The 22,253-nt window shown below is 36.7% G+C and carries 20 protein-coding genes; 13 read left to right on the top strand and 7 right to left on the bottom strand.

The genetic code is table 11. The features are described from left to right. Window positions 1-17 precede the first annotated feature (17 nt). Together CQ046_RS07325 and CQ046_RS07320 are read right to left on the bottom strand one after the other, a co-directional pair. Entirely contained in the window at window positions 18-1,214 is a 1,197-nt protein-coding gene (locus tag CQ046_RS07325) for an argininosuccinate synthase (RefSeq protein WP_105701623.1), read from the bottom strand. Next, on the bottom strand, window positions 1,186-1,875 hold the full coding sequence (locus tag CQ046_RS07320) for a GNAT family N-acetyltransferase (protein ID WP_105701622.1): 690 nt from the start codon (window positions 1,873-1,875) through the stop codon (window positions 1,186-1,188). The genes CQ046_RS07325 and CQ046_RS07320 overlap by 29 nt, the downstream gene beginning before the upstream one ends. 160 nt (window positions 1,876-2,035) lie before the next feature. On the opposite strand from CQ046_RS07320, the gene CQ046_RS07315 reads away from it, so the two are divergent. The 12 genes from CQ046_RS07315 (at window position 2,036) to nhaA (ending at window position 17,869) form a co-directional block, all read left to right on the top strand. Then, window positions 2,036-2,452 carry a helix-turn-helix domain-containing protein gene (locus CQ046_RS07315; protein WP_105701621.1) on the top strand — a complete coding sequence of 139 codons (417 nt, stop codon included), beginning with the start codon at window positions 2,036-2,038 and terminating at the stop codon, window positions 2,450-2,452. Between the two features lie 172 nt (window positions 2,453-2,624). Then, window positions 2,625-4,004 (top strand): porin, encoded by a 1,380-nt coding sequence (locus tag CQ046_RS07310; RefSeq protein WP_105701620.1) that lies wholly within the window; start codon window positions 2,625-2,627, stop codon window positions 4,002-4,004. A gap of 182 nt (window positions 4,005-4,186) precedes the next feature. Then, window positions 4,187-5,767 carry an MFS transporter gene (locus CQ046_RS07305; protein WP_105701619.1) on the top strand — a complete coding sequence of 527 codons (1,581 nt, stop codon included), beginning with the start codon at window positions 4,187-4,189 and terminating at the stop codon, window positions 5,765-5,767. A 44-nt stretch (window positions 5,768-5,811) separates the two neighbouring features. After that, window positions 5,812-6,039, top strand: coding sequence for a DUF6814 family protein (locus tag CQ046_RS07300; protein ID WP_034696261.1), 228 nt, complete (start codon window positions 5,812-5,814; stop codon window positions 6,037-6,039). A 61-nt stretch (window positions 6,040-6,100) separates the two neighbouring features. Further along, a complete protein-coding gene (locus CQ046_RS07295) occupies window positions 6,101-6,295 on the top strand; it encodes a hypothetical protein (RefSeq protein ID WP_105701671.1) in 195 nt (64 codons plus the stop codon). After that, window positions 6,288-8,990 carry an ATP-binding protein gene (locus CQ046_RS07290; protein WP_165790483.1) on the top strand — a complete coding sequence of 901 codons (2,703 nt, stop codon included), beginning with the start codon at window positions 6,288-6,290 and terminating at the stop codon, window positions 8,988-8,990. The genes CQ046_RS07295 and CQ046_RS07290 overlap by 8 nt, the downstream gene beginning before the upstream one ends. 9 nt (window positions 8,991-8,999) lie before the next feature. Beyond that, entirely contained in the window at window positions 9,000-9,359 is a 360-nt protein-coding gene (locus CQ046_RS07285) for a response regulator transcription factor (protein ID WP_105701617.1), read from the top strand. A gap of 85 nt (window positions 9,360-9,444) precedes the next feature. Next, on the top strand, window positions 9,445-11,331 hold the full coding sequence (locus CQ046_RS07280; protein ID WP_105701670.1) for an AMP-binding protein: 1,887 nt from the start codon (window positions 9,445-9,447) through the stop codon (window positions 11,329-11,331). 384 nt (window positions 11,332-11,715) lie between these two features. Further along, window positions 11,716-13,644 (top strand): acetate--CoA ligase, encoded by a 1,929-nt coding sequence (gene acs, locus CQ046_RS07275; RefSeq protein ID WP_317047000.1) that lies wholly within the window; start codon window positions 11,716-11,718, stop codon window positions 13,642-13,644. A 358-nt stretch (window positions 13,645-14,002) separates the two neighbouring features. Then, window positions 14,003-14,368, top strand: coding sequence for a hypothetical protein (locus CQ046_RS07270; RefSeq protein WP_105701615.1), 366 nt, complete (start codon window positions 14,003-14,005; stop codon window positions 14,366-14,368). A gap of 109 nt (window positions 14,369-14,477) precedes the next feature. After that, window positions 14,478-16,688: a RelA/SpoT family protein gene (locus tag CQ046_RS07265; RefSeq protein ID WP_105701614.1), complete on the top strand. Its 2,211-nt coding sequence runs from the start codon at window positions 14,478-14,480 to the stop codon at window positions 16,686-16,688. A gap of 2 nt (window positions 16,689-16,690) precedes the next feature. After that, window positions 16,691-17,869 (top strand): Na+/H+ antiporter NhaA, encoded by a 1,179-nt coding sequence (gene nhaA / locus CQ046_RS07260; protein WP_105701613.1) that lies wholly within the window; start codon window positions 16,691-16,693, stop codon window positions 17,867-17,869. Here nhaA and CQ046_RS07255 read toward each other — a convergent pair. Beyond that, window positions 17,866-18,879 (bottom strand): YihY/virulence factor BrkB family protein, encoded by a 1,014-nt coding sequence (locus CQ046_RS07255; protein WP_105701612.1) that lies wholly within the window; start codon window positions 18,877-18,879, stop codon window positions 17,866-17,868. The genes nhaA and CQ046_RS07255 overlap by 4 nt on opposite strands. Window positions 18,880-19,174: 295 nt before the next feature. Between CQ046_RS07255 and CQ046_RS07250 the strand changes: the two genes are divergently transcribed. Further along, window positions 19,175-19,648 (top strand): 23S rRNA (pseudouridine(1915)-N(3))-methyltransferase RlmH, encoded by a 474-nt coding sequence (locus tag CQ046_RS07250; RefSeq protein WP_105701611.1) that lies wholly within the window; start codon window positions 19,175-19,177, stop codon window positions 19,646-19,648. 72 nt (window positions 19,649-19,720) lie between these two features. Here the strand turns inward: CQ046_RS07250 and CQ046_RS07245 are convergent, their stop codons facing one another. The 4 genes from CQ046_RS07245 to CQ046_RS07230 all read right to left on the bottom strand — a co-directional run bounded on the left by CQ046_RS07245 (window position 19,721) and on the right by CQ046_RS07230 (window position 21,961). Beyond that, a complete protein-coding gene (locus tag CQ046_RS07245; protein ID WP_105701610.1) occupies window positions 19,721-20,173 on the bottom strand; it encodes a tRNA (cytidine(34)-2'-O)-methyltransferase in 453 nt (150 codons plus the stop codon). 68 nt (window positions 20,174-20,241) lie between these two features. Beyond that, window positions 20,242-21,054: a tetratricopeptide repeat protein gene (locus CQ046_RS07240; protein ID WP_105701609.1), complete on the bottom strand. Its 813-nt coding sequence runs from the start codon at window positions 21,052-21,054 to the stop codon at window positions 20,242-20,244. Further along, window positions 21,051-21,617, bottom strand: a complete 567-nt coding sequence (locus CQ046_RS07235) for a phosphatase PAP2 family protein (protein WP_105701608.1) — start codon at window positions 21,615-21,617, stop codon at window positions 21,051-21,053. The genes CQ046_RS07240 and CQ046_RS07235 overlap by 4 nt, the downstream gene beginning before the upstream one ends. 2 nt (window positions 21,618-21,619) lie before the next feature. Further along, window positions 21,620-21,961, bottom strand: coding sequence for a twin-arginine translocase TatA/TatE family subunit (locus CQ046_RS07230; protein WP_105701607.1), 342 nt, complete (start codon window positions 21,959-21,961; stop codon window positions 21,620-21,622). Window positions 21,962-22,253 lie beyond the last annotated feature (292 nt).

Below are 22,253 nucleotides of genomic sequence, written 5' to 3'. Positions count from 1 at the left end.
ACATCGTCCTTTCGGAACTAGTTGATATTTTGGTTAATCTGGTGGTATATATTTAAAGAATTGCTTACAATCTTTGTGTATCCTTTTACATCATCACCTGTCCAAGCTCTGTTGGCTTCTCCATAGCTTCCGAATTTATCAGACATCAGATCATGAGCAGATTCAATTCCATTCAGAATAAACCTGTATGGATGAAGGGTGACAAATACTTTTCCGCTTACTGTTTTTTGAGAATCAACTAAGAAAGATTCAATATTTCTCATGACAGGATCTAAGAAAAGTGCCTCATGAAGCCAGTTTCCATACCAGTCGGATAACTGAGACTTCATCATTTGCTGATATTTTGAAAGGGTATGCTTTTCCAATAAATGGTGTGCTTTGATGATCACTGATGCGGCTGCCGCTTCAAATCCTACTCTTCCTTTAATCCCAACAATGGTGTCTCCTACGTGTATATCACGACCGATTCCGTATGCTGAAGCTAATTTTTCTATTTTTTGAATAGCATATACTGAATGTTCAAAGCTTTCTCCGTTTACTCCTACCACTTCTCCGTTTTTAAACTCGATCTCCAGTTCTGAAGGCTGAGTTTCTTTGATTTGCGATGGAAAAGCTTCTTCCGGAAGATAATTTCTGGATGTCAGCGTTTCTTTTCCTCCTACTGAAGTCCCCCAAAGTCCTTTATTTACGGAATATTGAGCTTTTTGAAATTCCATTTCGTAACCGTGTTCTTTCAAAAACTCAATTTCTTCTTCACGTGACAAAGCCATATCACGGATTGGCGTAATAATTTCAATATTTGGACACATCACCTGAAAAATCAAATCAAAACGAACCTGATCATTTCCCGCTCCTGTACTTCCATGAGCAATTGCATCTGCCTGTACTTCAATTGCATATTTTGCAATTTCCTGCGCCTGAATAGTACGTTCAGCACTTACAGAAAGAGGATACGTATTATTTTTCAGTACATTCCCGAAAATCAAATATTTCACACATGAATTATAATAATCTTCCTGAGCGTCTACGCACCTGTATTCTTTTACTCCAAGTTTTAAAGCTTTTCTCTCCAACTCTTTTTCTTCTTCTTTTGAAAAACCTCCGGTATTTACAGTAACTGCATACACCTCATATCCTAGTGTTTCACTAAGATATTTAGCACAGTAGGAAGTATCTAAACCTCCGCTAAACGCTAAGATGACTTTCTTTTTCATCTGGACTCTTTTTATTTTTATTAATGGTCAAATGGAACTCACCAACGGAATTTTGCGCAGAATACCCAAAATCGGTTTTGCTCATTTCATTATATTTATTTTCAGGTAGATTATCTACTACCTCATCTTTTTTTTTATCATTTTCAGGAACAAACAACATCGCTGTACACAGACAATTTTTGCGTTCCTTCATCATTAAAATTTCATAGTTCACGCAGTTTTTGCAGCCATTCCAAAATTCCTCATCCTGAGTCAGTTCAGAATAAATAACCGGTTTATAGCCTAAATCGCTATTGATTTTCATCACTGCCAAACCTGTTGTTAATCCAAATACTTTCGCATCAGGATACTTATCTCTAGATAATTGGAAAACTTTCTGCTTGATCTGAGTTGCCACTCCCCCGTTCCTGAATTTCGGTGACACAATCAGCCCCGAATTGGCCACAAACTTTCCATGTGACCAGGTCTCTATATAACAGAAACCTACCCATTCACCATTTTCAGTGGCTACCACAGCATTGCCTTCTGAAATCTTCTTACTCAAATATTCTATAGAACGTTTTGCGATACCCGTCCCTCTACGCTGTGCAGAATCGTACATTTCCTGTTGTATTTCACTCACATACATTAGATGTTCGCATGAGGAAATTTCTATTTCCATTTATTTATCTAAATTTTTTGGCAAATTTAAAATATAATTTCTTTTAAATCCAAATAAAAAAGATATTTTTTTTGTTTTAAAATTTTAAGCAGGTAAAATTATCTTTATTGAAAAATATACATTTGCTAATTTATTATATATTTGCTAAAATAATATAGTTATGGAAAATACATGTCCTAAATGCAAGAGTACCAAAGTAGTAAAAAGTGGCATCATCAATGAGAAACAACGCTTCCACTGCAAAGACTGCAACTATTATTTTACCGTTAAAAAACTGGGAAAACAAATTGATGACTATTATGTCACCAAGGCTCTTCAACTCTATCTGGAGGGCTTAAGCTATCGTGAAATTGAAAGAATCATCGGGGTTTCCCACGTTACGATAAGCTCATGGATTAAAAAATATAATATCACCAGACCTCCCCACTCTGAATTCCATCCTGTTTATAAGATATTAAAGCAGAATGAACTTATAGAATACATTGCACAGGAAGAAAACATTAAAAATTCTGGAATTATTATCACTCAATTTGCTGATAAATACATGCTGATTAAGTGGGAAAGATTTAAGAAATAAGTAGAAAAATGAGTGCATTAGACTAAGAGATAATAGACTGATAAATAATACATTTGACATATTATTCACATCATAGATATACTATTACCACTAATATATATTAAATTTTCATAAATAAATTATTAATTACAATTTGGCATTCACAAAAAACAACGCCAAAAATTGATAATTTATGAAGAAATTACTTACATTCATTGGATTAGCTTTAATCAGCAGTTCCTTATACTCACAGGGTTCTCCTGATTACGGCAATGGCTTAAAAATAAACCTCAACCAAAACGGTGATAAATTTGTCAGATTTATTTTATGGGACCAGTTTTGGTTAAGAAACACTTCCATGAACCCCGGAACCATGGTAGGAGGCGAACCCACCGACAACTCCTGGAGCCTGGGAAACAGAAGATTACGTGCTTTAACCTACGCGCAAATCTCTAAAAGATATATGATTCTCCTCCATTTCGGGATCAACAATCAGACTTTCATCAATGGTGGTGCTTCAGGAACTTCAGGTACAGGAGGTTATGGAAACGGAAAGAAGACACAGTTATTTTTTCATGATGCCTGGAACGAATACGCAGTTATTTTACCTGGAGAAGCTGGAAAATTCAGTTTAACTTTAGGAGCAGGTCTTCATTACTACATGGGACTTTCCCGTATGACTATGGCTTCTACACTTAATTTCCTCACATTAGATTCTCCCGTTTTCTCATGGCCGTTGATTGACAATTCAGATCAGTTTGCAAGACAGCTGGGAATGTTTGCAAAGGGGAAATACGGAAAACTGGAATATCGTTTCAGTTTAAATAAGCCCTTTGCCACAGATCTTACCCCTGTAAACGTAACAGATCCTTCGAAGGCTATAGCTGTAGACAATAATGGAAATCCAAGCTTTTCAAAAGCAGGATATGTTGAATATCAATTCCTTGACGAAGAATCCAATACACTCCCTTTCAAAGTAGGATCTTACCTTGGAACGAAAAAGGTTTTCAATGTAGGTGCTGGTTTTTATCATCAGGCTGACGGAACAAGAACTTCCATCAATTCAAATATTGAAAAACACGACATTACCCTTTTTGCAGTTGATGCTTTCGCTGATATTCCTTTGGGAGAAGCAAAAAACAAAATGGCCGTTTCTGCCTATGCAGGATATTACAACTATAACTTTGGACCCAATTATGTAAGAAACCTGGGAACGATGAACATTGGAGCATCTGATCCTAATTTCATCGGCAATAAAGCCATTGCAGGACCAGGAAATCTGCAACCGACTATCGGAACAGGTAATATTATCTATGCACAGGCTGGATTACTGTTACCAAGTCAGGCCGAAAAACCAAAAATCAGAATACAGCCTTTTGCAGCTTATACTCATAAAAGTTTTGAGGCTTTCGATAAATCCTCATCACAGTTTGACGTGGGAGCCAACTGGTTCATAGACGGGCATCATGCTAAAATCACAACGCAATATTCAACAAGACCGGTTTACACGAGTCCTACGGAAAACCCTTCTTCTAAAGGGGAGTTTATTGTGCAGTTTCAAATCTACTTGTAAAATTTGAACCATTAAGAAGAGTAAAGAATTTAAGATAAGTTAAGCTCCATCAAAGATGGATAAAGCATTCATCTGAATAAATAGCTTTAGCTATAATCTTAATTATTCTTAACCCCTTAAAATCTCTTAACGGTTTAAAACAAATTAAAATCCTATTCCAATAACATCAAAAACTAATCGATATGAGCGAAAATCATCACGAAACCTACGAAAATATGACCGACAGGCAGAAGAACCGCACCATCTGGAGTGTGATCACCGCCTCATCTCTCGGAACATTAATAGAATGGTATGACTTCTATATTTTTGGAAGTTTAGCCGTCGTTTTAGCAACCAAATTTTTTCCTGCTGATAATCCTACTGCAGCATTCTTATCTACATTAGCAACATTTGCTGCCGGATTTGTTGTAAGACCTTTCGGAGCATTATTTTTCGGGAGACTGGGAGATATTATCGGGAGAAAATATACTTTCCTTGTTACTTTGCTGATCATGGGATTTTCTACGTTTCTGATTGGGTGTATTCCAAGTTATGAAACCATTGGCTTTATGGCTCCGGTTTTAGTCTTAATCTTGAGACTACTTCAGGGACTTGCTTTAGGAGGTGAATACGGAGGTGCTGCCACTTATGTAGCTGAATATGCCCAACCTCATCGCCGTGGATACTGGACTTCATGGATCCAGACTACCGCAACAGCCGGACTTTTCATTTCATTAATCGTTATTTTAATTACCAAGACAACACTTTCTGCGGAAGAATTTGACAATTGGGGATGGAGAGTCCCGTTTTGGATTTCAATTCTAATGGTAGCTGTATCTTACATTATCAGAAAGAATATGAAGGAGTCTCCTCTTTTTGCGAAAGCTAAAAGTGAGGGAAAAACATCCAAAAACCCCTTAAAAGAAAGCTTTGGAAACAAATATAATTTCAAGTTTGTCTTACTGGCTTTATTTGGGGCTGCAATGGGACAAGGGGTTATCTGGTATACAGGACAGTTCTACGCGATGAGTTTTCTTCAAAAAGTAATGAATGTAGAATCTGCACAGGTAGATTCATTGATGGCAACAGCTTTATTTTTAGGAACTCCTTTCTTTGTATTTTTCGGATGGCTGTCTGATAAAATCGGGCGAAAAGCAGTGATGATGACCGGAATGCTGGTTGCTATTCTAGCTTACAGACCTATTTACGACAGCATGTTTAAAAGTGTCAACCTTGAAAACAAAACGGTTGCAGCGAATGGAATTACAGAAAAAAGAACGGCAAAAATCCACAGTGATATTGCAACGGACAGTCTGGTTACTTTTCACAAAGAAACTCTTTACACAGATGGAACTTTAATCAAAAAAGACAGTATCGTTCACTGGTCACCTGCAGGAGTTGTCATGAAAGACGGAAAAGCTGAGGAAGCCAAAGTTTCTCAAAGCTTAAAATTAAGTGATGACACGAAATGGTATCTTGTATTCCTTGTATTCATTCAGGTGATATTTGTAACCATGGTATATGGACCTATTGCTGCTTTCCTTGTTGAAATGTTCCCTGTGAGAATCCGATACACCTCAATGTCATTGCCTTACCACATCGGAAACGGAGTATTTGGAGGACTTCTTCCGGCAGTAGCAACTTATCTGGTAACCACTGGAAAAGAAGCAGGACATGCGACATGGTATCTGGAAGGACTTTGGTACCCGATTGGAGTTGCTACAGTCTGTTTGATTATCGGATTATTTTATCTTAAAAATAAGAACAATAATATTCACGATTAGACACTGAATCACTCAAATTTTTATTAATTTTAAAACAACTAAAAATGAACGGACTAAAAAAAATATTAGGCATTCTCTGGATCGCTATCGCGGTGATTGTAGGATATTTCGGAATTACAGTATTGGGAATCCCAAAAATCGCTTCCGGGAAACAGGAAGATCTGGTTTTTGGCATCATCATTCTTTTTGTACTGATGCCGATTATCTCAGGCGGGATGGCTATCTTCGGTTATTATGCTTTAAAAGGAGAATATTCTGACGATAAAATTTAAAACCAATATAGATAATTGATGGATGACTTCATTCATCAATTATCTTTTATCAAAATCATTTATGAAAAAAAGACACGAACAAAAACTTATCATATTGAGTGTAGGGCTTATGATCGCTTTCAGTATTCCTATTTCATTGCTTTTCAACAGTGACAGGGAAGTTTTGGGCTACCCTATGATTCTGATCTATCTGTTCGCGGTCTGGATGATTTCCATTGTGATTTCTTTTGTAATTGTAAAAAGGTATGATGAGTAGTTTCGCATTATTTTTTGTAGTTCTGTTTTATCTTGCCCTTCTTTTCTTAGTTGCTTATCTGGCAGAGAAGAAAAGGAGTAAAATATGGATCAACAATCCTTACATCTACGCTTTGTCTCTTGCGGTGTATTGTACTGCGTGGACGTATTATGGAAGCATTGGTGTGGCAGCTACAAGCGGATTAAACTATCTTCCGATTTACATCGGTCCTATTATGATCATTCCGGCATGGATCTACATCAATACCCGGATTGTAAGAATTTCAAGAGTGAATAAAATAAGCAGTCTTGCCGATTTTATTTCATTGAGATACGGTAACAGCAGAAGCCTGAGTGCTATTATCACCATAGTCTGCCTTCTGGCCATCGTTCCTTATATCGGACTGCAGATCAAAGCTATTTCTGAAACCTTTCATTTGGTGACAGAAACACCAATGTCCAAAGATATTCTGACTGATAATGCTACTTTTGTGGTGGTTTTAATTGCCTTATTTTCCTCATATTACGGAACACGATATGTGGATGCTTCAGAAAAACGTCTGGGAATTATCTCTGCCATTGCACTGGAAAGCTTTTTAAAACTATTTTTTATTATTATTCTTGGACTTTTCGTGATTTATTATGCTTTTGACGGATTCTCAGATATTTATGAGAAGGCCAGCAAATTTGAAGATTTTAAAGAAAAAAATACATTCAACGGAATCGAAGGCGCTATGAACTGGATGGTTCTGTGTATGATTTCTGCAACAGCGATCTGCATTCTTCCGAGACAATTTCACACCGCAATTGTTGAGAACAGACAGGAAAAGCACATTAGAACAGCCATTTGGTTTTTTCCGCTTTACCTTTTAATCTTTACCATATTTATTTTCCCAATTGCCTGGGGAGGAAGGCTTATTTTTGATGGACAGAAAGTAAACCCTGAGTTCTACTCTATCCTTATTCCGCAGCATTTTGGCAATACTTTGATCACTGTGCTTGTTTTTCTTGGTGGATTGAGTTCATGTATTTCCATGATTATTATCTCTGCCATTACTTTATCTATCATGCTATCCAACAACTTGATCATTCCGTACGGATTGCTGGGAAAATTAAAATCTGAAAGTGAAGAAAAAAACACAAGAAGCATTACCAATATCAGAAAATTCAGCATTTTCGCTCTGATTATCATGGCCTTTGCCTTCTATAAATATTTCATTCTGAAAACCTCGCTGGATTCTGTAGGATTAATCTCCTTTGTAGTGATTGCACAATTGGCTCCTGCATTTTTCGGAGCCTTATTCTGGAGAAGAGGAAGTTACAAAGGCGCTGTTACAGGACTTTTAGCTGGATTAATAATCTGTTATTTCGGATTGATTATTCCGCAATATTATTTTTCGTACAATCAGGAATTTAAAGGAATTATCAGGGAAATGTATGACGCTTTCGGCTTTTTCACTATTCCTTATTTAGGAAGAATTCCTCAGATCTTTTTCTGGTCGATGCTCGTAAATACAAGTCTGTTTACCATTATTTCTGTGAGCTCAAAAGGAAATTACCGCGAAAGAAACTTTGCTGAACTGTACGTGGATATTGACAAGTATATTCAAAATCATGAAAATGCTTTCATCTGGCGTGGAACAGCCTATATCTCGGACATTCAGAACATTTTAGAACGTTTTTTAGGTAAAAGTAAAACGGAGCAGGCCTTAAGAATTTTTAATTTAAAATATAACATCGATTCAAAAACTGAAACCGCGGATTCAAGATTTATCAAATTCTCAGAGAATCTTTTGGCTGGAAGAATTGGAACCGCTTCAGCAAAAATATTAATTGAAGGGGTGACTAAAGAAGATAAAATATCTTTAAAAGAGGTTTTAAATATCCTTGAAGAATCACAGGAAAATATCAGTTTAAATAAAAAACTTACCGAACAGTCTGAGGAGCTGCAAAAACTTTCGGATGACCTAAGAACAGCCAACGAAAGCCTGATTGTCAAAGACCGTCAAAAAGATGACTTCCTTGATTCGGTTGCCCACGAACTGAGAACTCCAATCACAGCCATCCGCTCTGCCGGAGAAATTTTAGCTGATGACAATGACATTCCTTTTGACATCAAACAGGAATTTTTAAACAATATTGTTACAGAATCTGACCGATTAAGCGAAATTATCAACGACATTCTTTATCTGGACAAATTACAGCATGGTGAAATCTCTTTACACATCCAGGAAAATAACATTATTGAAACGTATAAAAAAGCATTAAATCCTCTTCTTCACCTGATACAGCAGAAAAATATTCATTTGAGTGAAGTTAATCTCCTGAATCATTTTATATTTGAATATGATGAAGCAAGAATGATTCAGCTGTTTCAGAATATCTGGGGAAATGCTCTAAAATTCACAGAAGACCAGGGAACCATTCAGACTAAATTATTTGAAAAAGACCAAGAGTTGGTAATTACCATTTTCAATACCGGAAAACATATTCCGGAAGAGGATCTGGAAATGATTTTCGACAAGTTTTATCAGTCGAAAAATCAAAATATTTTAAAGCCTACAGGAAGCGGACTGGGACTGGCCATTTCCAAAAAGATAGTACAGGCACACGGAGGAAATATAAAAGCCGAAAACAGCGGACTGGGTGTAACTTTCACCATAAGCATTCCCGAAAAAACTAAAAAAGAGATTAGAAATGAAGTTGAACACCATTAAAACCTTCTTATGAGAAAGATAATTATTGCGGATGACGAACACAAAATATTAATGTCGCTAGAATACAGTTTTAAGAAAAACGGATACGATGTCTATATTGCCCGTGACGGAACGGAAGTTCTTGAATTCCTGAAAACGATGGTTCCTGACGTAATCCTTCTCGATATTATGATGCCTAATCTTGATGGGTACAGCACCCTGGACCTTATCAAACAGGATGAAAAACTGAAAAACACCAAAGTCATCTTTCTGAGTGCTAAAAACAATCCCAGAGATATTGAAAAAGGATTGGAAATGGGAGCAGATGCCTACGTCACAAAGCCCTACTCGATTAAGAAACTGATGCAGCAGATTGAGGAGATGTTTTAACACGGTAAGATTAAACCATTAAGAGATTGCTTCGGCTCGCAATGACATGCAGACACTAAACACAACTATTGACCTTGATATTGACATGAAAACAGATACATTATTTAAACAAAGCATAGAAAGCAAAGAAGACTTCTGGAAAAAACAAGCAGAAGAAATCAAATGGTTTGAATTTCCGCAACAGATTCTTTCTAAAGACGAAAATGATTACCCCCAATGGTTTTCGGACGGAAAGCTCAATATGTGCTATTTGTGCATTGACAAACACATTGAAGACGGTTTCGGAGATCAGGTGGCAATTGTTTACGACTCTCCTGTAACCAACCAGAAGAAAACTTACACTTTCCATCAGGCAAAAGAGGAAATTGCAAAACTGGCAGGAGGATTGGTTTCTCTGGGATTAAAAAAGGGAGATACAGCCGTTATTTATATGCCAATGATTCCTCAGACACTTTTTGCTATGCTTGCCTGTGCGAGAATCGGAGTTATTCATAATGTAGTTTTTGGAGGTTTTGCTCCCCATGAATTAGTTGTAAGAATTGACGACTGCAAACCTAAAGTTTTAATTACAGCCACAGCCGGTGTGGAAATTTCGAAAAGAATCCCTTACCTGCCCTTGGTAGAAAAAGCGATTGAACTGGCGCAGGATAAAGTAGATAATATCATTGTATACAACAGAAAATTAGTAGATAATCAGGATGAAATGTTTAATGGATTGATTGATTATGAAGAATTAGTAGAAAAATCTGCTCCGGCAGACTGCATTTCTGTGGAATCTACTCATCCGCTTTATTTGCTTTACACTTCGGGAACTACCGGAAAACCCAAAGGTATTGTTCGGGACACCGGAGGTTATGCCACTGCATTACAATTCTCCATGACTTATGTTTATGGTGTAGAGCCAGGAAAAACGTATTGGGCGGCTTCAGACTTTGGATGGGCTGTAGGACACAGTTTTTCTGTGTATGGACCCTTAATCAATAGAAATACAACAATAATTTTTGAAGGAAAACCCATCATGACTCCTGATGCAGGAACTTTCTGGAGAATTATTTCAGAATATAAAGTTTCGGTGATGTTTACAGCACCTACTGCGATCAGAGCCATTAAAAAAGAAGATCCTAATGGAGAACTGGTAAAAAAATACGATTTATCACATTTCAAAAAGCAGTTTCTGGCTGGTGAAAGATGTGATGTAGCTACGCTAGACTGGTTTGCAGAACATATCGGAGTTCCGGCAATAGACCACTGGTGGCAGACAGAATCTGGCTGGCCAATGTTGGGGTTATTGACTCATGATGAAAACTATCAGATCAAAAGAGCTTCCGCAGGGAAACCCATTCCGGGATATGATATTAAAATCTTCGATGAAAGCGGATTGGAACTAGATCCTCATCATGAAGGTTATCTCGTGATCAAACTTCCTCTCCCTCCGGGTGCCATGCTTGGAATTTGGAAGGACTATGAACGCTTTGAAAACAGCTATCTATCCCAATATAAAGGGTATTATTTTTCCGGAGACGGCGCTATTCAGGATGAAGACGGCTATATTTTCATTACAGGGAGAGTAGATGATGTAATCAACGTGGCAGGGCACAGACTTTCTACTTCTGAAATGGAAGAAGTTGTTTCTTCACATCCCGATGTTGCAGAATGCGCTGTGGTAGGTATTGATGACGATTTAAAAGGACAGATTCCTTTTGCCACGGTTGTTTTAAAGAATGGTTCAACTATTTCTGAAGAAGAGATTGAAAAAGATATTATTCAGATGGTCCGCAATAAAATCGGAGCAGTAGCTTTTCTGAAAAACGCAATGGCTGTCGATCGCTTACCTAAAACAAGATCCGGCAAGATTTTAAGAAAGCTGATCAGAACACTACTTGACGGGAAAGATTTTCAAGTTCCATCTACGATTGATGATGAGAAAATCATTGATGAAATTCAGGAAAAAATCAAGGAATATAGAGGCTAAACGGGAAATTAGACTTAAATTTAAATACATGTTTAATTTAATATAAAAATTAAACTATTAAGAGAAGTAAAGATGTTAGGAAAAATTAAGTTCAGCAAAAATGAATAAAATAAATAGCTTACTTTATGATCTCAACAATATTAAATCATGGAGTTGTTTAAGCTTATCAAAAATATTGGATATTTCTTAAACCATTAAGAAAGATGTAAGCAATAAAGCATAGTTAAGTTAAGATAAATCATTCTGATTTTTAAGCTTAAAGCGAAGCTCATCTTAATACTCTAAACGCCTTAATGCAATCTTAATGGTTCAAAAAATGTTAAACAAGTTCCATTTAAAATTTAATGATTAAAAATCAAAACATAAAAAATTTGTCAAAATAAAATCAATAAAAACGAAAGGGATATGAGAAATTACTTAATAGAAGATTTACCACAATATTTTGAAGATTATAAAAAGTCTATCAAAAATCCTAAAAAATTCTGGGATAAGGTAGCAGATCAAAATTTCGTGTGGTATCAAAGATGGAGCAAGGTTGTTAAGTACGATATGAATGAAGCGAAGATCACCTGGTTCAAAAATGCTAAACTCAATATTACCAAAAACTGTATAGACAGGCACCTTACCATAAGAGGAGAAAAAACAGCGATCATCTGGGAACCCAATGATCCTAAGGAAGAAGCACAGCATATTTCTTACAATGAACTCTATACACGAGTTAATAAAACAGCCAATGTTTTACGTGATATGGGTATTGAAAAAGGAGACAGAGTCTGTATTTATCTTCCTATGATTCCTGAATTGGCTATTACAATGCTTGCCTGTGCAAAACTGGGAGCAGTGCATTCTGTAATCTTTGCAGGATTTTCGGCTTCCGCGGTAGCTTCGAGGGTAAATGATTGTGAAGCCAAAATGGTGATCACATCGGATGGAAGTTATAGAGGAAATAAAGTTCTGGATCTTAAAACCATTGTGGATGATGCACTGGAAAAAACGCCGACTGTTGAGAAAGTTCTTGTTGTAAAGAGAACCCACAACGAAATTACAATGAAAGAAGGAAGAGATTACTGGATGGCTGATCTTTATGAGAAAGCTACCCCTGATTTCGTTACTGTCATTATGGATTCTGAAGATCCTCTTTTCATTTTATATACTTCCGGATCTACAGGAAAGCCTAAAGGAATGCTTCATACCTGCGCTGGCTATATGGTGTATACCGCTTACACCTTCAAAAATGTCTTTAATTATAAGGAAAATGATATTTACTGGTGTACGGCAGATATCGGATGGATCACCGGACATTCTTACATTCTTTACGGACCCTTATTGAATGGAGCAACCACTGTAATTTTTGAAGGAGTTCCTACTTATCCTGAACCAGACCGTTTCTGGGAAGTGATTGAAAAACATAAGATCACCCAGTTTTATACCGCTCCTACCGCCATCCGTTCTTTAGCAAAAGAAAGTACAGAATGGGTAGATAAACATGATCTTAGCTCTTTGAAAGTTATTGGTTCTGTAGGTGAACCTATCAATGATGAAGCATGGCATTGGTTCAATGATCATGTTGGAAAGAAAAAATGCCCGATTGTAGATACATGGTGGCAGACAGAAACAGGAGGAATTATGATTTCACCGCTTCCTTTTGTAACTCCAACCAAACCTACTTATGCTACTCTTCCACTTCCAGGTGTACAACCAGTTCTGATGGATGATAAACGAAATGAAATTACTGGAAATCAGGTGACCGGAAATCTTTGCATCCGGTTTCCATGGCCGGGAATTGCAAGAACCATCTGGGGTGACCACCAAAGATATAAGGAGACTTATTTCACAGCTTTCCCCGGAAAATATTTTACTGGAGACGGAGCTTTAAGAGATGAAGTTGGTTATTACAGAATTACCGGTCGTGTAGATGATGTGATCATTGTTTCCGGACATAATCTGGGAACAGCACCTATTGAAGACAGCATCAACCAGCATCCTGCCGTTGCAGAGTCTGCTATTGTAGGTTATCCTCATGATATCAAAGGAAATGCATTGTACGGTTATGTAACACTTAAAGAAACCGGAGAAGGACGTGATAAGGAAAATCTGAAGAAAGAAATCAACCAACTGATTTCAGATCAGATCGGGCCGATTGCCAAACTGGATAAGATACAGTTTGTTTCCGGACTTCCAAAAACACGTTCTGGAAAGATTATGCGTAGAATCCTGAGAAAGATTGCAGAAGGTGACTTCAGTAATTTTGGAGACATCAGCACCCTTTTAAATCCTGAAATTGTAGAGGAAATCAAAAACGAAAGAATCTAAAATTTAATCAATTTTTTAACCAATAGAAGCTCTGAAAGTTATTTTTGGGGCTTTTTTTATTGTTTTAAAGCCATCCATTTTATTTCGAATTAAACCCTTGAAGCATCAAAGATAAATTAGAGTTATACATCCTTAAACTTCTTTACTTTTCCCAGAATCAGCAACATATTGAAATATCAATTTTGAAAACCTCAGATTGTTCAATTTTTAAAATTAAACACACGTTCAATAATTATTCTTACATATTATCATTTTCTATTGAAAACAGAATATTAATTAACAAATATTATTAACTTAAGCGCAATGATAATCGGAAAATTATTACTAACTTTAGTCATAACTTTAAAACCAATTAACTATGTCACATATATTAGCTGGAGTATTTGGTCATCACAGCGACTACAAAAAACTGGAAAGTGATCTGGAAAATTCAGGATTCGAAACTTCAGATTACATTGTATACCTTAATGATGGTTCCGGTAATTCCCAATATTTGGCAAGTGTTACCGTAAATGATCTTAATCAGATCGACCTTGCACGGAATGCATTTGTTCAGAATGCAGCATTGAAATCTTATTTATTTGAAAATATGAAGATCAATGAAACCAATTATGATACCATCAAAAGGTATATTGATGCAAGAAACAGAGCTGAAATCCACAGCAGTCCCGAAATTAAGATTAAAACGTCAAGCGACGGTATGAATTCTGAGGTGAAATTCTAATCGATATAAAATCTAATAGCCGGAGATCCGCAGTGCATACTGCGGATCTTTTATCTTTGAAAAAACTAAAAAATTTCGTATTTTCGTCTTATTATAGGCATGCGCACAAATGAGTTACGATTTAGAACATGAGAATAAAGAGATCCTTGCGAGGTATAAGGATCTGATTTCTAACACATACAGAACGTTGGATGAGGAAAATAATAAGCTCATCCGAAAGGCATTCGACATTGCTCTGGATGCCCACAAGGATCAAAGGAGAAAATCCGGAGAACCTTACATCTACCACCCTATTGCTGTTGCTAAAATTGTAGCCACAGAGATTGGTCTGGGTGCAACTTCTATTGCCTGCGCGCTTTTGCACGATGTGATTGAAGACTCCGATTATACCTACGAAGATCTGAAAAAAATCTTTGGCGAAAAGATTGCCAGTATCGTGAATGGATTGACCAAAATATCCATCATGAATCATCAGAATATTTCTGTACAGTCTGAAAATTACAGAAAACTGTTGTTGACGTTATCCGAGGATTTCAGGGTTATTCTGATTAAAATTGCAGACCGTCTTCATAATATGAGGACACTTGAAAGCATGGCTCCGGATAAGCAAAAAAAAATTGCCTCAGAAACAGTTTATATCTATGCGCCGATGGCTCACCGTCTTGGATTGTACAATATCAAATCTGAGCTGGAAGATCTTTCCTTAAAATACAACAGCCCCGAAGTATATAATGAAATCACGGAAAAATTGGAACTAGCCAAAGAAAACCGTGAAAGATATATTAATGAATTTACCAAAGAAGTATCAGAAAGGCTTAACGAAGAAGGTCTAAACTTTAAAATCAAAGGCCGTGCAAAAGCCATCTCCTCCATTTACAGAAAGATGCTGAAACAGGGAGTTTCCTTTGAGGAAGTTTTTGATAATTATGCCATCAGAATTATTTATAAATCAGATGCGAAAAATGAAAAGTTCCTGGCCTGGAAAATCTACTCTATCGTTACGGATGTATACCACAGTAACCCTTCAAGAATGCGTGACTGGATTACACAGCCCCGTTCTACAGGATATGAAAGTTTACACTTAACAGTTCTAGGTCCAGACAGAAAATGGATTGAAGTACAGATCCGTTCGGAAAGAATGGACGAAATTGCAGAAAAAGGAGTTGCCGCTCACTATAAATACAAAGAAGGATATAAACAGAGTTCTGATGACAGAAACTTTGAAAGATGGGTAACAGAAATCCGTGAAGTACTGGAACAACAGCAAAACCTTTCCACTTCAGAGCTTTTGGATAATATTAAACTTAATTTATATTCCAAAGAGGTATTTGTCTTTACTCCGAAAGGAGAAATTAAAATTCTCCCAACCAATGCTACTGCCCTGGATTTTGCATTCTCTGTCCATTCTGATTTGGGAATGAAATGTTTGGGAGCAAAAATCAACGGAAAACTGGTTCCAATCTCCTATATCCTTCAAAACGGAGATCAGGTAGATATTCTTTCTTCACAGAATCAGAAACCAAAATCTGACTGGCTGGAATTTGTAGTGACTTCTAAAGCCAAATCCAAAATCAAAAGTTATCTGAATTCTCAGAAAAACCAATTGGTAGAGGATGGAAAAGAAATTCTGCAGAGAAAGCTTCGTCATGCAAAAATCAATTTCAATGATGAGGAAATTAATAAACTTCAAAAGTTCTTTAATTTAAAATCTTCACAGGAACTCTTTCTTAAATTCCAAAGTAACGAACTGGATGTAAGCAGCCTGAGAAAATATATTGAAAGTAAAAACGTTTTCAATAACTTACTTTCAAGATTCAGAAAATCACCTAATAAGAGCCAGCATTTCGAGGAACATAAAGAAGAAAACCTTGATATGATTGTCTTCGGAAAAGATGAAGAAAAGCTGAATTACAGCTATGCAAAATGCTGTACAGTGATTCCTGGAGACAAAATTTTCGGGTTCATTACCATCTCAGACGGAATTAAAGTTCACAGTGATACCTGCCCGAATGCCATCAATCTGAGAGCACAGTATGACTACCGTGTCATCCCAGCCAAATGGGTGAATGCAGAAAGCTTCAAAAACAGAGTAAAAATTGAAATTGAAGGACTTGACAGAATGGGTATGATTAATGATATCACGACTGTCATCAGTGGAAGTATGGGAATGGATATGAAGAGTATGTCTATTGAATCCAACAATGGTGTTTTCACAGGAAATATCAATCTCGAAGTCAAAAATAAAGGTCAGTTGGAAGAGACCTTTAAAAAACTTAAAAGTATTAATGGTGTTTCAAGAGTGAGACGACTACAATCATAAACATGAATTTATCTCTTTATTTTAAAAAATTTTTCAATAACAGCCAATCCTCAGGAATTATTCTTATTTTCTGTGTGTTTATTTCATTACTTATTGCCAACTCTTCTTCTGCAGAGAATTTTCAGCATTTTTTAGACAAGGAAGTGGGCACTCATCTTTTCGGATTGGAATACCCTGTCAGTATATGGATCAACGACGGATTAATGGCTATATTTTTCCTTCTGGTAGGTCTTGAAATAAAACGTGAACTCGTGGAAGGTGAACTTTCATCTTTTAAAAATGCCTCCCTTCCCATTTTTGCAGCAGTAGGCGGAATGCTTGTTCCGGCTGTTATCTACAGCATCTTCAACACAGGAACCGAATACAGCAATGGATGGGGAATTCCAATGGCTACAGATATTGCTTTCTCGCTGGCTATTATTTCGATGTTGGGTAAAAAAATCCCGAATTCCATTAAAATATTCTTAGCAGCTCTGGCAATTGTAGACGACCTGGGAGCTATCCTTGTGATTGCTATTTTCTACACCGAACAGATTCATTGGACCTATCTTTTATTGTCTTTTGGAGTGACAGCCCTACTGTTTATTTTAAATTTTTTAAAAGTAACCAAAACGATATTTTACATCATTCCGGGATTATTTCTATGGTATTTCCTTCATCATTCAGGAATTCACGCTACGATAGCTGGCGTTTTATTGGCCTTCTCAATTCCTACCAACGCTTCGAATGTAGAAATTTCACCACTGGAAAAACTTGAGCATCAGCTTCATATTCCGGTAAGTTTTCTGATCATGCCTATCTTTGCTTTAACCAATACCAATATCACTTTTTCCAGTGACATGGTAGCTGGTCTTACCAGTACATTAGGCTTGGGTATTATTTGCGGTTTGATATTAGGAAAGCTGATTGGAATCAATCTTTTCTCACTGATTGCTATTAAATTAAAGCTGAGTTCTCTGCCTCAAAACAGTAACTGGCTTCAAATGATTGGGGTGGGTTTGTTGGCAGGAATCGGATTTACCATGTCCATGTTTATTGCGTTGCTTTCCTTTAAAGGTGAACTTCATATTCAGGATGAAGCAAAATTTGCTATTTTGATTGCTTCTTTTGTGGCTGCCATTGCAGGATTTATTATATTGAGTGCAAGTTCAAAAGAAAATCCTGATCTGGAAGAGAATTAATCTTTCTCCCGGTTTTCAAGTTTTCTTCTATGCTCCTCATCGCCATCAAAATCAGGTTCTGTAATCAGAGTGTGATAATGCATCGTTTCTTTCTGAATTTCATCAGACAGCAGCTTTTCTATTCTGAGCTTTCTGATGGCCATATTCAGCTCGTTTCCGAATAAAAGGAGATATACATTCACATTCACCCAAACCATCAGCAGAATCATACTTCCGATGGATCCATAGAGTACGTTATATCTTGCAATATCCTTTACATAAATAGCAAAGATATAGGTAGTTACCACAAACAGAACAGTCGTTAAAATAGCACCAGGAACTGCCTGACGGAATCTTGTAATCTTCACAGTTCCCAGCCAGTAAAATAAGGTAAGAAGTATAAAGTAAAAAAGAGGAAATGAAACGAATCCGATGATACTGGAAAGGTTATCTACAAGCCAAGTAATATCATAAGCCGGTGTAAAGAGCTTCATTACAACCTCTACATAATACACCCCGAAAAGAGCTAGAAAAACAATGGTAATAAAGCCTATGGTGATAAAGAATGAAAGAATAAACTCCTTTACATCACTCAGTTTTTCATCTGAATTTTCATTAAAACCATTAATCAGGGAAAACGTGCCATTGGTAGCAAAAACTAGCGCCAGAACAATCGTCAGATTACTGATCCCTCTCATATTCGGGATAATATTGTTTTCTATATACCCTCTTACATCACCCTCCATATTGGAAGGGAAAACATTATGCATCAATACGTCAAAAATATAGAACTGCAGCTTATCATAATGTGGCATATAAGGCAAAACAGAAAGTAAGAATAGAATAAAAGGAAACAAACTGATGGTAAAACTCCAGGAAATAGCCGCCGCTTTTCTTCCTATTTTTCCTTTGAAAATTCCTGAAATATAGATCTGAAACAGCTGCCAAAGCGATATTCCCAAAACAGGAATATGGATGCTGTCAAAAAACTCTTGAATCTTCAAAATAAATTTAGGAACCTTTACACTCATCGATCTGTTTGTCTTTATACAAATGTAGGGGAATTAAATTAAATAGGGAAAAGATAGACAGCAGATGTTAGGTAGTAGGTGGCAGGTTTTAGGGATTAGTGGTTTTGAGTTTGAGAGTTTGAGAGTCGAAGGGCTTTAGAGTTTAAGGTTTAAAGTCGAAGGTTCAAGGTGACCCGCAACAAAAAGAACCAGCACCCCAAAACCCGCAACAAAATATACTAGCAACTCGAAACCAAAAAACCAGCAACAAATTCACCACGAAACCCTATCTTTGCACTCTGAAACTTCTCACACAATGCGAATCAGTTTACTTTGTATCGGTAAAACAGATGATAAGGAAATTACGTCTTTAATCAGTTATTATCTCAACCGTTTACCCAAGCACTGGAATTTTGAAATTACCGAAATACCGGATGTTAAAAATGCTAAAAATCTATCTTCTGATCTTCTTAAAAAAGAGGAAGCCAAGTTATTCTTAAACCATATTGATAAAAACGATCTGGTTGTTATTCTTGATGAAAAAGGAAAACAGTTTACCAGCCGTGAATTTTCTCAGAAAATTGATACCTGGATGAATTCTTCTGTGAAAAAAGTACATATTCTGATTGGAGGAGCCTATGGTTTTTCTGAAGAAATTTACAGCAGAGCGAATGAAAAAATGTCGTTATCCAAAATGACTTTTACCCATCAGATGATCCGCCTGTTTATTGTGGAACAGCTTTATCGCGCTGATCAGATTCTACAGGGAAAACCTTATCATAACGATTAAAACAAACCCCTTCTGAGTTCAAAAGGGGTTATATTTCTATAGGCTTTCGAGCCTCTTGTTTATCAGAATTGATTATTTCAAACCGATCTGTCTCTTTGCCTCCCCTATTACAAAAGCAACGGAATTAGCAATATTAAAGCTTCTGATGAGCTTCGACATAGGAATCGTTAAATGATTTTCAAAACGGTCCAAAACCTCTTTACTCAACCCTACACTCTCCTTTCCGAAAACCAGCCAGTCTCCGTCCTGAAATTCGGTTTCCAGATAGGATTTTTCAGCATATGAACTCATTAGAAAAACACGCGACAGATCAGGAATGCTGCTAATCCATTCTTCAACATTTGCATATTCAGTAACATCGAGATGCACCCAATAATCCAATCCGGAACGTTTCAGGTTTTTATCATTAATTACAAATCCAAACGGATGAATCAGGTGTAATCTGCTTTCGGTTCCTACACACAATCTTCCGATATTTCCTGTATTGTTAGGGATTTCGGGTTCTACAAGAACAATATTCAACATCTCTCTATCTCTTTATTCGTTTTTTTAGTATGGATTTATTTAAATGATCTGGATCGGATTTTTTCAATTTATTTCTTTACACATTTAGCATAAAAATCAGTCAACACAGCTTTTTCATAGCCGAGAGCCACAGCTTTATTTAAATTTTCACAAGCTTCCTTAGGCTTGGAAGTATCGAATAAAATCATAGCTTTACTCACATACGACTGGGCGAATTTCGGGTCTATGGAAATCGCTTTATTAGCGTCTGTAAGTGCTTCCTTATATTTTTTCATTTTAAAATAAACATCTGCACGTCCGTTGTAAAGCAATGATTCCGGTTTTTCAGAAAGAAGTTGATTATAATCTTTTAAAGCACCTTCCAGATCGCCATTATTCTTTTTCAGATTGGCCAGCCCGGTCTTTGCAAAAAGGTTATCAGGAGCAAAAGTTAGAATCTGATTAAGGTCTTTGATGGCAAGATCCTTTTTTCCCTGGCTGTCGTAAATTTTGGAACGCGTAAGATATAAATCCGGAGTTTCAGCATTCACCTGAAGCCCTTTTTCTATATATTCCAGCGCTTTCACCTTATTTCCTTTCTGACTGTACAGTGAAGAAAGATTAGCGTAAACAGAAACCGACAATGGATTTGCTTTTAAGGCAGATTCATAGGATTTAAAAGCCTGAGTGGTCTTCCCAAGTCTTCTCTGAGCCGTACCCAGATAATCGTAATACTCTGATTGAAACTTTTGGATCTGTTCTTTTTCTGCCAGTTTTAAATACTGCTCTTCGGCACATTTATAATCAGCTTTGTTAAAACATTCTTCAGCCAGCTTTTTATCCTGGGCATAGAAATTAAGGGAAATACTGAGGGAAGTTGCTAGTAATACAATTTTTTTCATGAGGTTATAGATTGTTTATTGATCACTTTTTTGGCGAGTGCACCAAATATCACTCCCAATAAAGTTCCAACAAACGCCCCCACCAAAATATCTATCGGGAAATGCACTCCTAAATATATACGGCTGTAGGAAACCACTATAGCCCATACAAATATAACATATGGAAACCATTTAAGTTTATTTTTCAATAAAAAACTTAAAAAAGAAGCCAAAAAGAAGGTATTGGAAGCATGGGCAGAATAAAAACCAAACTGTCCACCGCATTTCACGATTCTCATATGGTGTTCCAAAGTAGGATCATGACAGGGTCTGAGCCTTGCCACACCGTATTTGAAAACACTGGCCAACTGATCAGAAACCGTTGCACCAATGGCCAAAAATATAAGGATAAAAACTAAAGATCTTAGTTTATAACTTTTGTATAAAAAATAAAGAAATATAATATAAAGAGGCACCCAGATCCAGGTACTGGAAATCAGCATCCAGAACTGGTCGAAAGATGAATCGCCCAAATTATTAAGGTAAAGAAATACCTTCTTATCTTCCTGAATAATCTCCTCCATGATTATCTGCTTACAGGTCCTTCGTAGGTATCATCATCTGCCGGCTTCGGTTTTGGAGGCTCATTAGAAGCAACGGAAGAAGGCTCCGTAAGAATATCTTTCTTGATATCATTCATTGGATTGAAATCTTTTGCAGCATCCTTTACCTTTTCAATCTCACGTTTGATTTCAGAAACAGGGTTATCCGTTTCCTTCATGATTTCAGTTTTGATATCTTCTACTGCCCCACGCATTTTTCTTACGCCTGCACCTAAGTCACGCGCAATCTGTGGCAGTTTATCCGGACCGAATAATACAACGATTGCAATGGCAATGAGTGCCATTTCTCCAATGCTTAATTCCATGGCGTAAAATTACAAAAGATTATTGCATTTACAGACTGTAAACTAAAAATTTAAACAAATTTTAAGATTTTATAAAAGTTCTGGTTCTTCGGGATTATTTTGTTGCTGGTTGTTTGATTGCGAGTTGCAAGTTATATTAGTTGCGGGTTAACCATAACCTTAAACTTTAAACTCTAAAACCCTCCCACTCTCAAACTCACCTCTTAATCCCTGCTACCTACCACCTCCTACCTATTAATTAACAAATACTTAATTCAAAACAATGAGAATTACGCAATAATTCTGTATATTT

It is taken from the genome of Chryseobacterium sp. MYb7 (genome assembly GCF_002979455.1).
In the GTDB taxonomy this organism is placed as follows: domain Bacteria; phylum Bacteroidota; class Bacteroidia; order Flavobacteriales; family Weeksellaceae; genus Chryseobacterium.
Note: the sequence above shows the minus strand (reverse complement) of the source record. Positions and strands in the feature narration are given on the sequence as shown.

Excerpts from the sequence above, each read along its gene's own strand:
- CQ046_RS07325 (WP_105701623.1), bottom strand. The coding sequence starts at position 1,214 with ATGAAAAAGAAAGTCATCTTAGCGTTTAGCGGAGGTTTAGATACTTCC.
- CQ046_RS07320 (WP_105701622.1), bottom strand. The coding sequence starts at position 1,875 with ATGGAAATAGAAATTTCCTCATGCGAACATCTAATGTATGTGAGTGAA.
- CQ046_RS07315 (WP_105701621.1), top strand. The coding sequence starts at position 2,036 with ATGGAAAATACATGTCCTAAATGCAAGAGTACCAAAGTAGTAAAAAGT.
- CQ046_RS07310 (WP_105701620.1), top strand. The coding sequence starts at position 2,625 with ATGAAGAAATTACTTACATTCATTGGATTAGCTTTAATCAGCAGTTCC.
- CQ046_RS07305 (WP_105701619.1), top strand. The coding sequence starts at position 4,187 with ATGAGCGAAAATCATCACGAAACCTACGAAAATATGACCGACAGGCAG.
- CQ046_RS07300 (WP_034696261.1), top strand. The coding sequence starts at position 5,812 with ATGAACGGACTAAAAAAAATATTAGGCATTCTCTGGATCGCTATCGCG.
- CQ046_RS07295 (WP_105701671.1), top strand. The coding sequence starts at position 6,101 with ATGAAAAAAAGACACGAACAAAAACTTATCATATTGAGTGTAGGGCTT.
- CQ046_RS07290 (WP_165790483.1), top strand. The coding sequence starts at position 6,288 with ATGAGTAGTTTCGCATTATTTTTTGTAGTTCTGTTTTATCTTGCCCTT.
- CQ046_RS07285 (WP_105701617.1), top strand. The coding sequence starts at position 9,000 with ATGAGAAAGATAATTATTGCGGATGACGAACACAAAATATTAATGTCG.
- CQ046_RS07280 (WP_105701670.1), top strand. The coding sequence starts at position 9,445 with ATGAAAACAGATACATTATTTAAACAAAGCATAGAAAGCAAAGAAGAC.
- CQ046_RS07270 (WP_105701615.1), top strand. The coding sequence starts at position 14,003 with ATGTCACATATATTAGCTGGAGTATTTGGTCATCACAGCGACTACAAA.
- CQ046_RS07265 (WP_105701614.1), top strand. The coding sequence starts at position 14,478 with ATGAGTTACGATTTAGAACATGAGAATAAAGAGATCCTTGCGAGGTAT.
- nhaA (WP_105701613.1), top strand. The coding sequence starts at position 16,691 with ATGAATTTATCTCTTTATTTTAAAAAATTTTTCAATAACAGCCAATCC.
- CQ046_RS07255 (WP_105701612.1), bottom strand. The coding sequence starts at position 18,879 with ATGAGTGTAAAGGTTCCTAAATTTATTTTGAAGATTCAAGAGTTTTTT.
- CQ046_RS07250 (WP_105701611.1), top strand. The coding sequence starts at position 19,175 with ATGCGAATCAGTTTACTTTGTATCGGTAAAACAGATGATAAGGAAATT.
- CQ046_RS07245 (WP_105701610.1), bottom strand. The coding sequence starts at position 20,173 with ATGTTGAATATTGTTCTTGTAGAACCCGAAATCCCTAACAATACAGGA.
- CQ046_RS07240 (WP_105701609.1), bottom strand. The coding sequence starts at position 21,054 with ATGAAAAAAATTGTATTACTAGCAACTTCCCTCAGTATTTCCCTTAAT.
- CQ046_RS07235 (WP_105701608.1), bottom strand. The coding sequence starts at position 21,617 with ATGGAGGAGATTATTCAGGAAGATAAGAAGGTATTTCTTTACCTTAAT.
- CQ046_RS07230 (WP_105701607.1), bottom strand. The coding sequence starts at position 21,961 with ATGGAATTAAGCATTGGAGAAATGGCACTCATTGCCATTGCAATCGTT.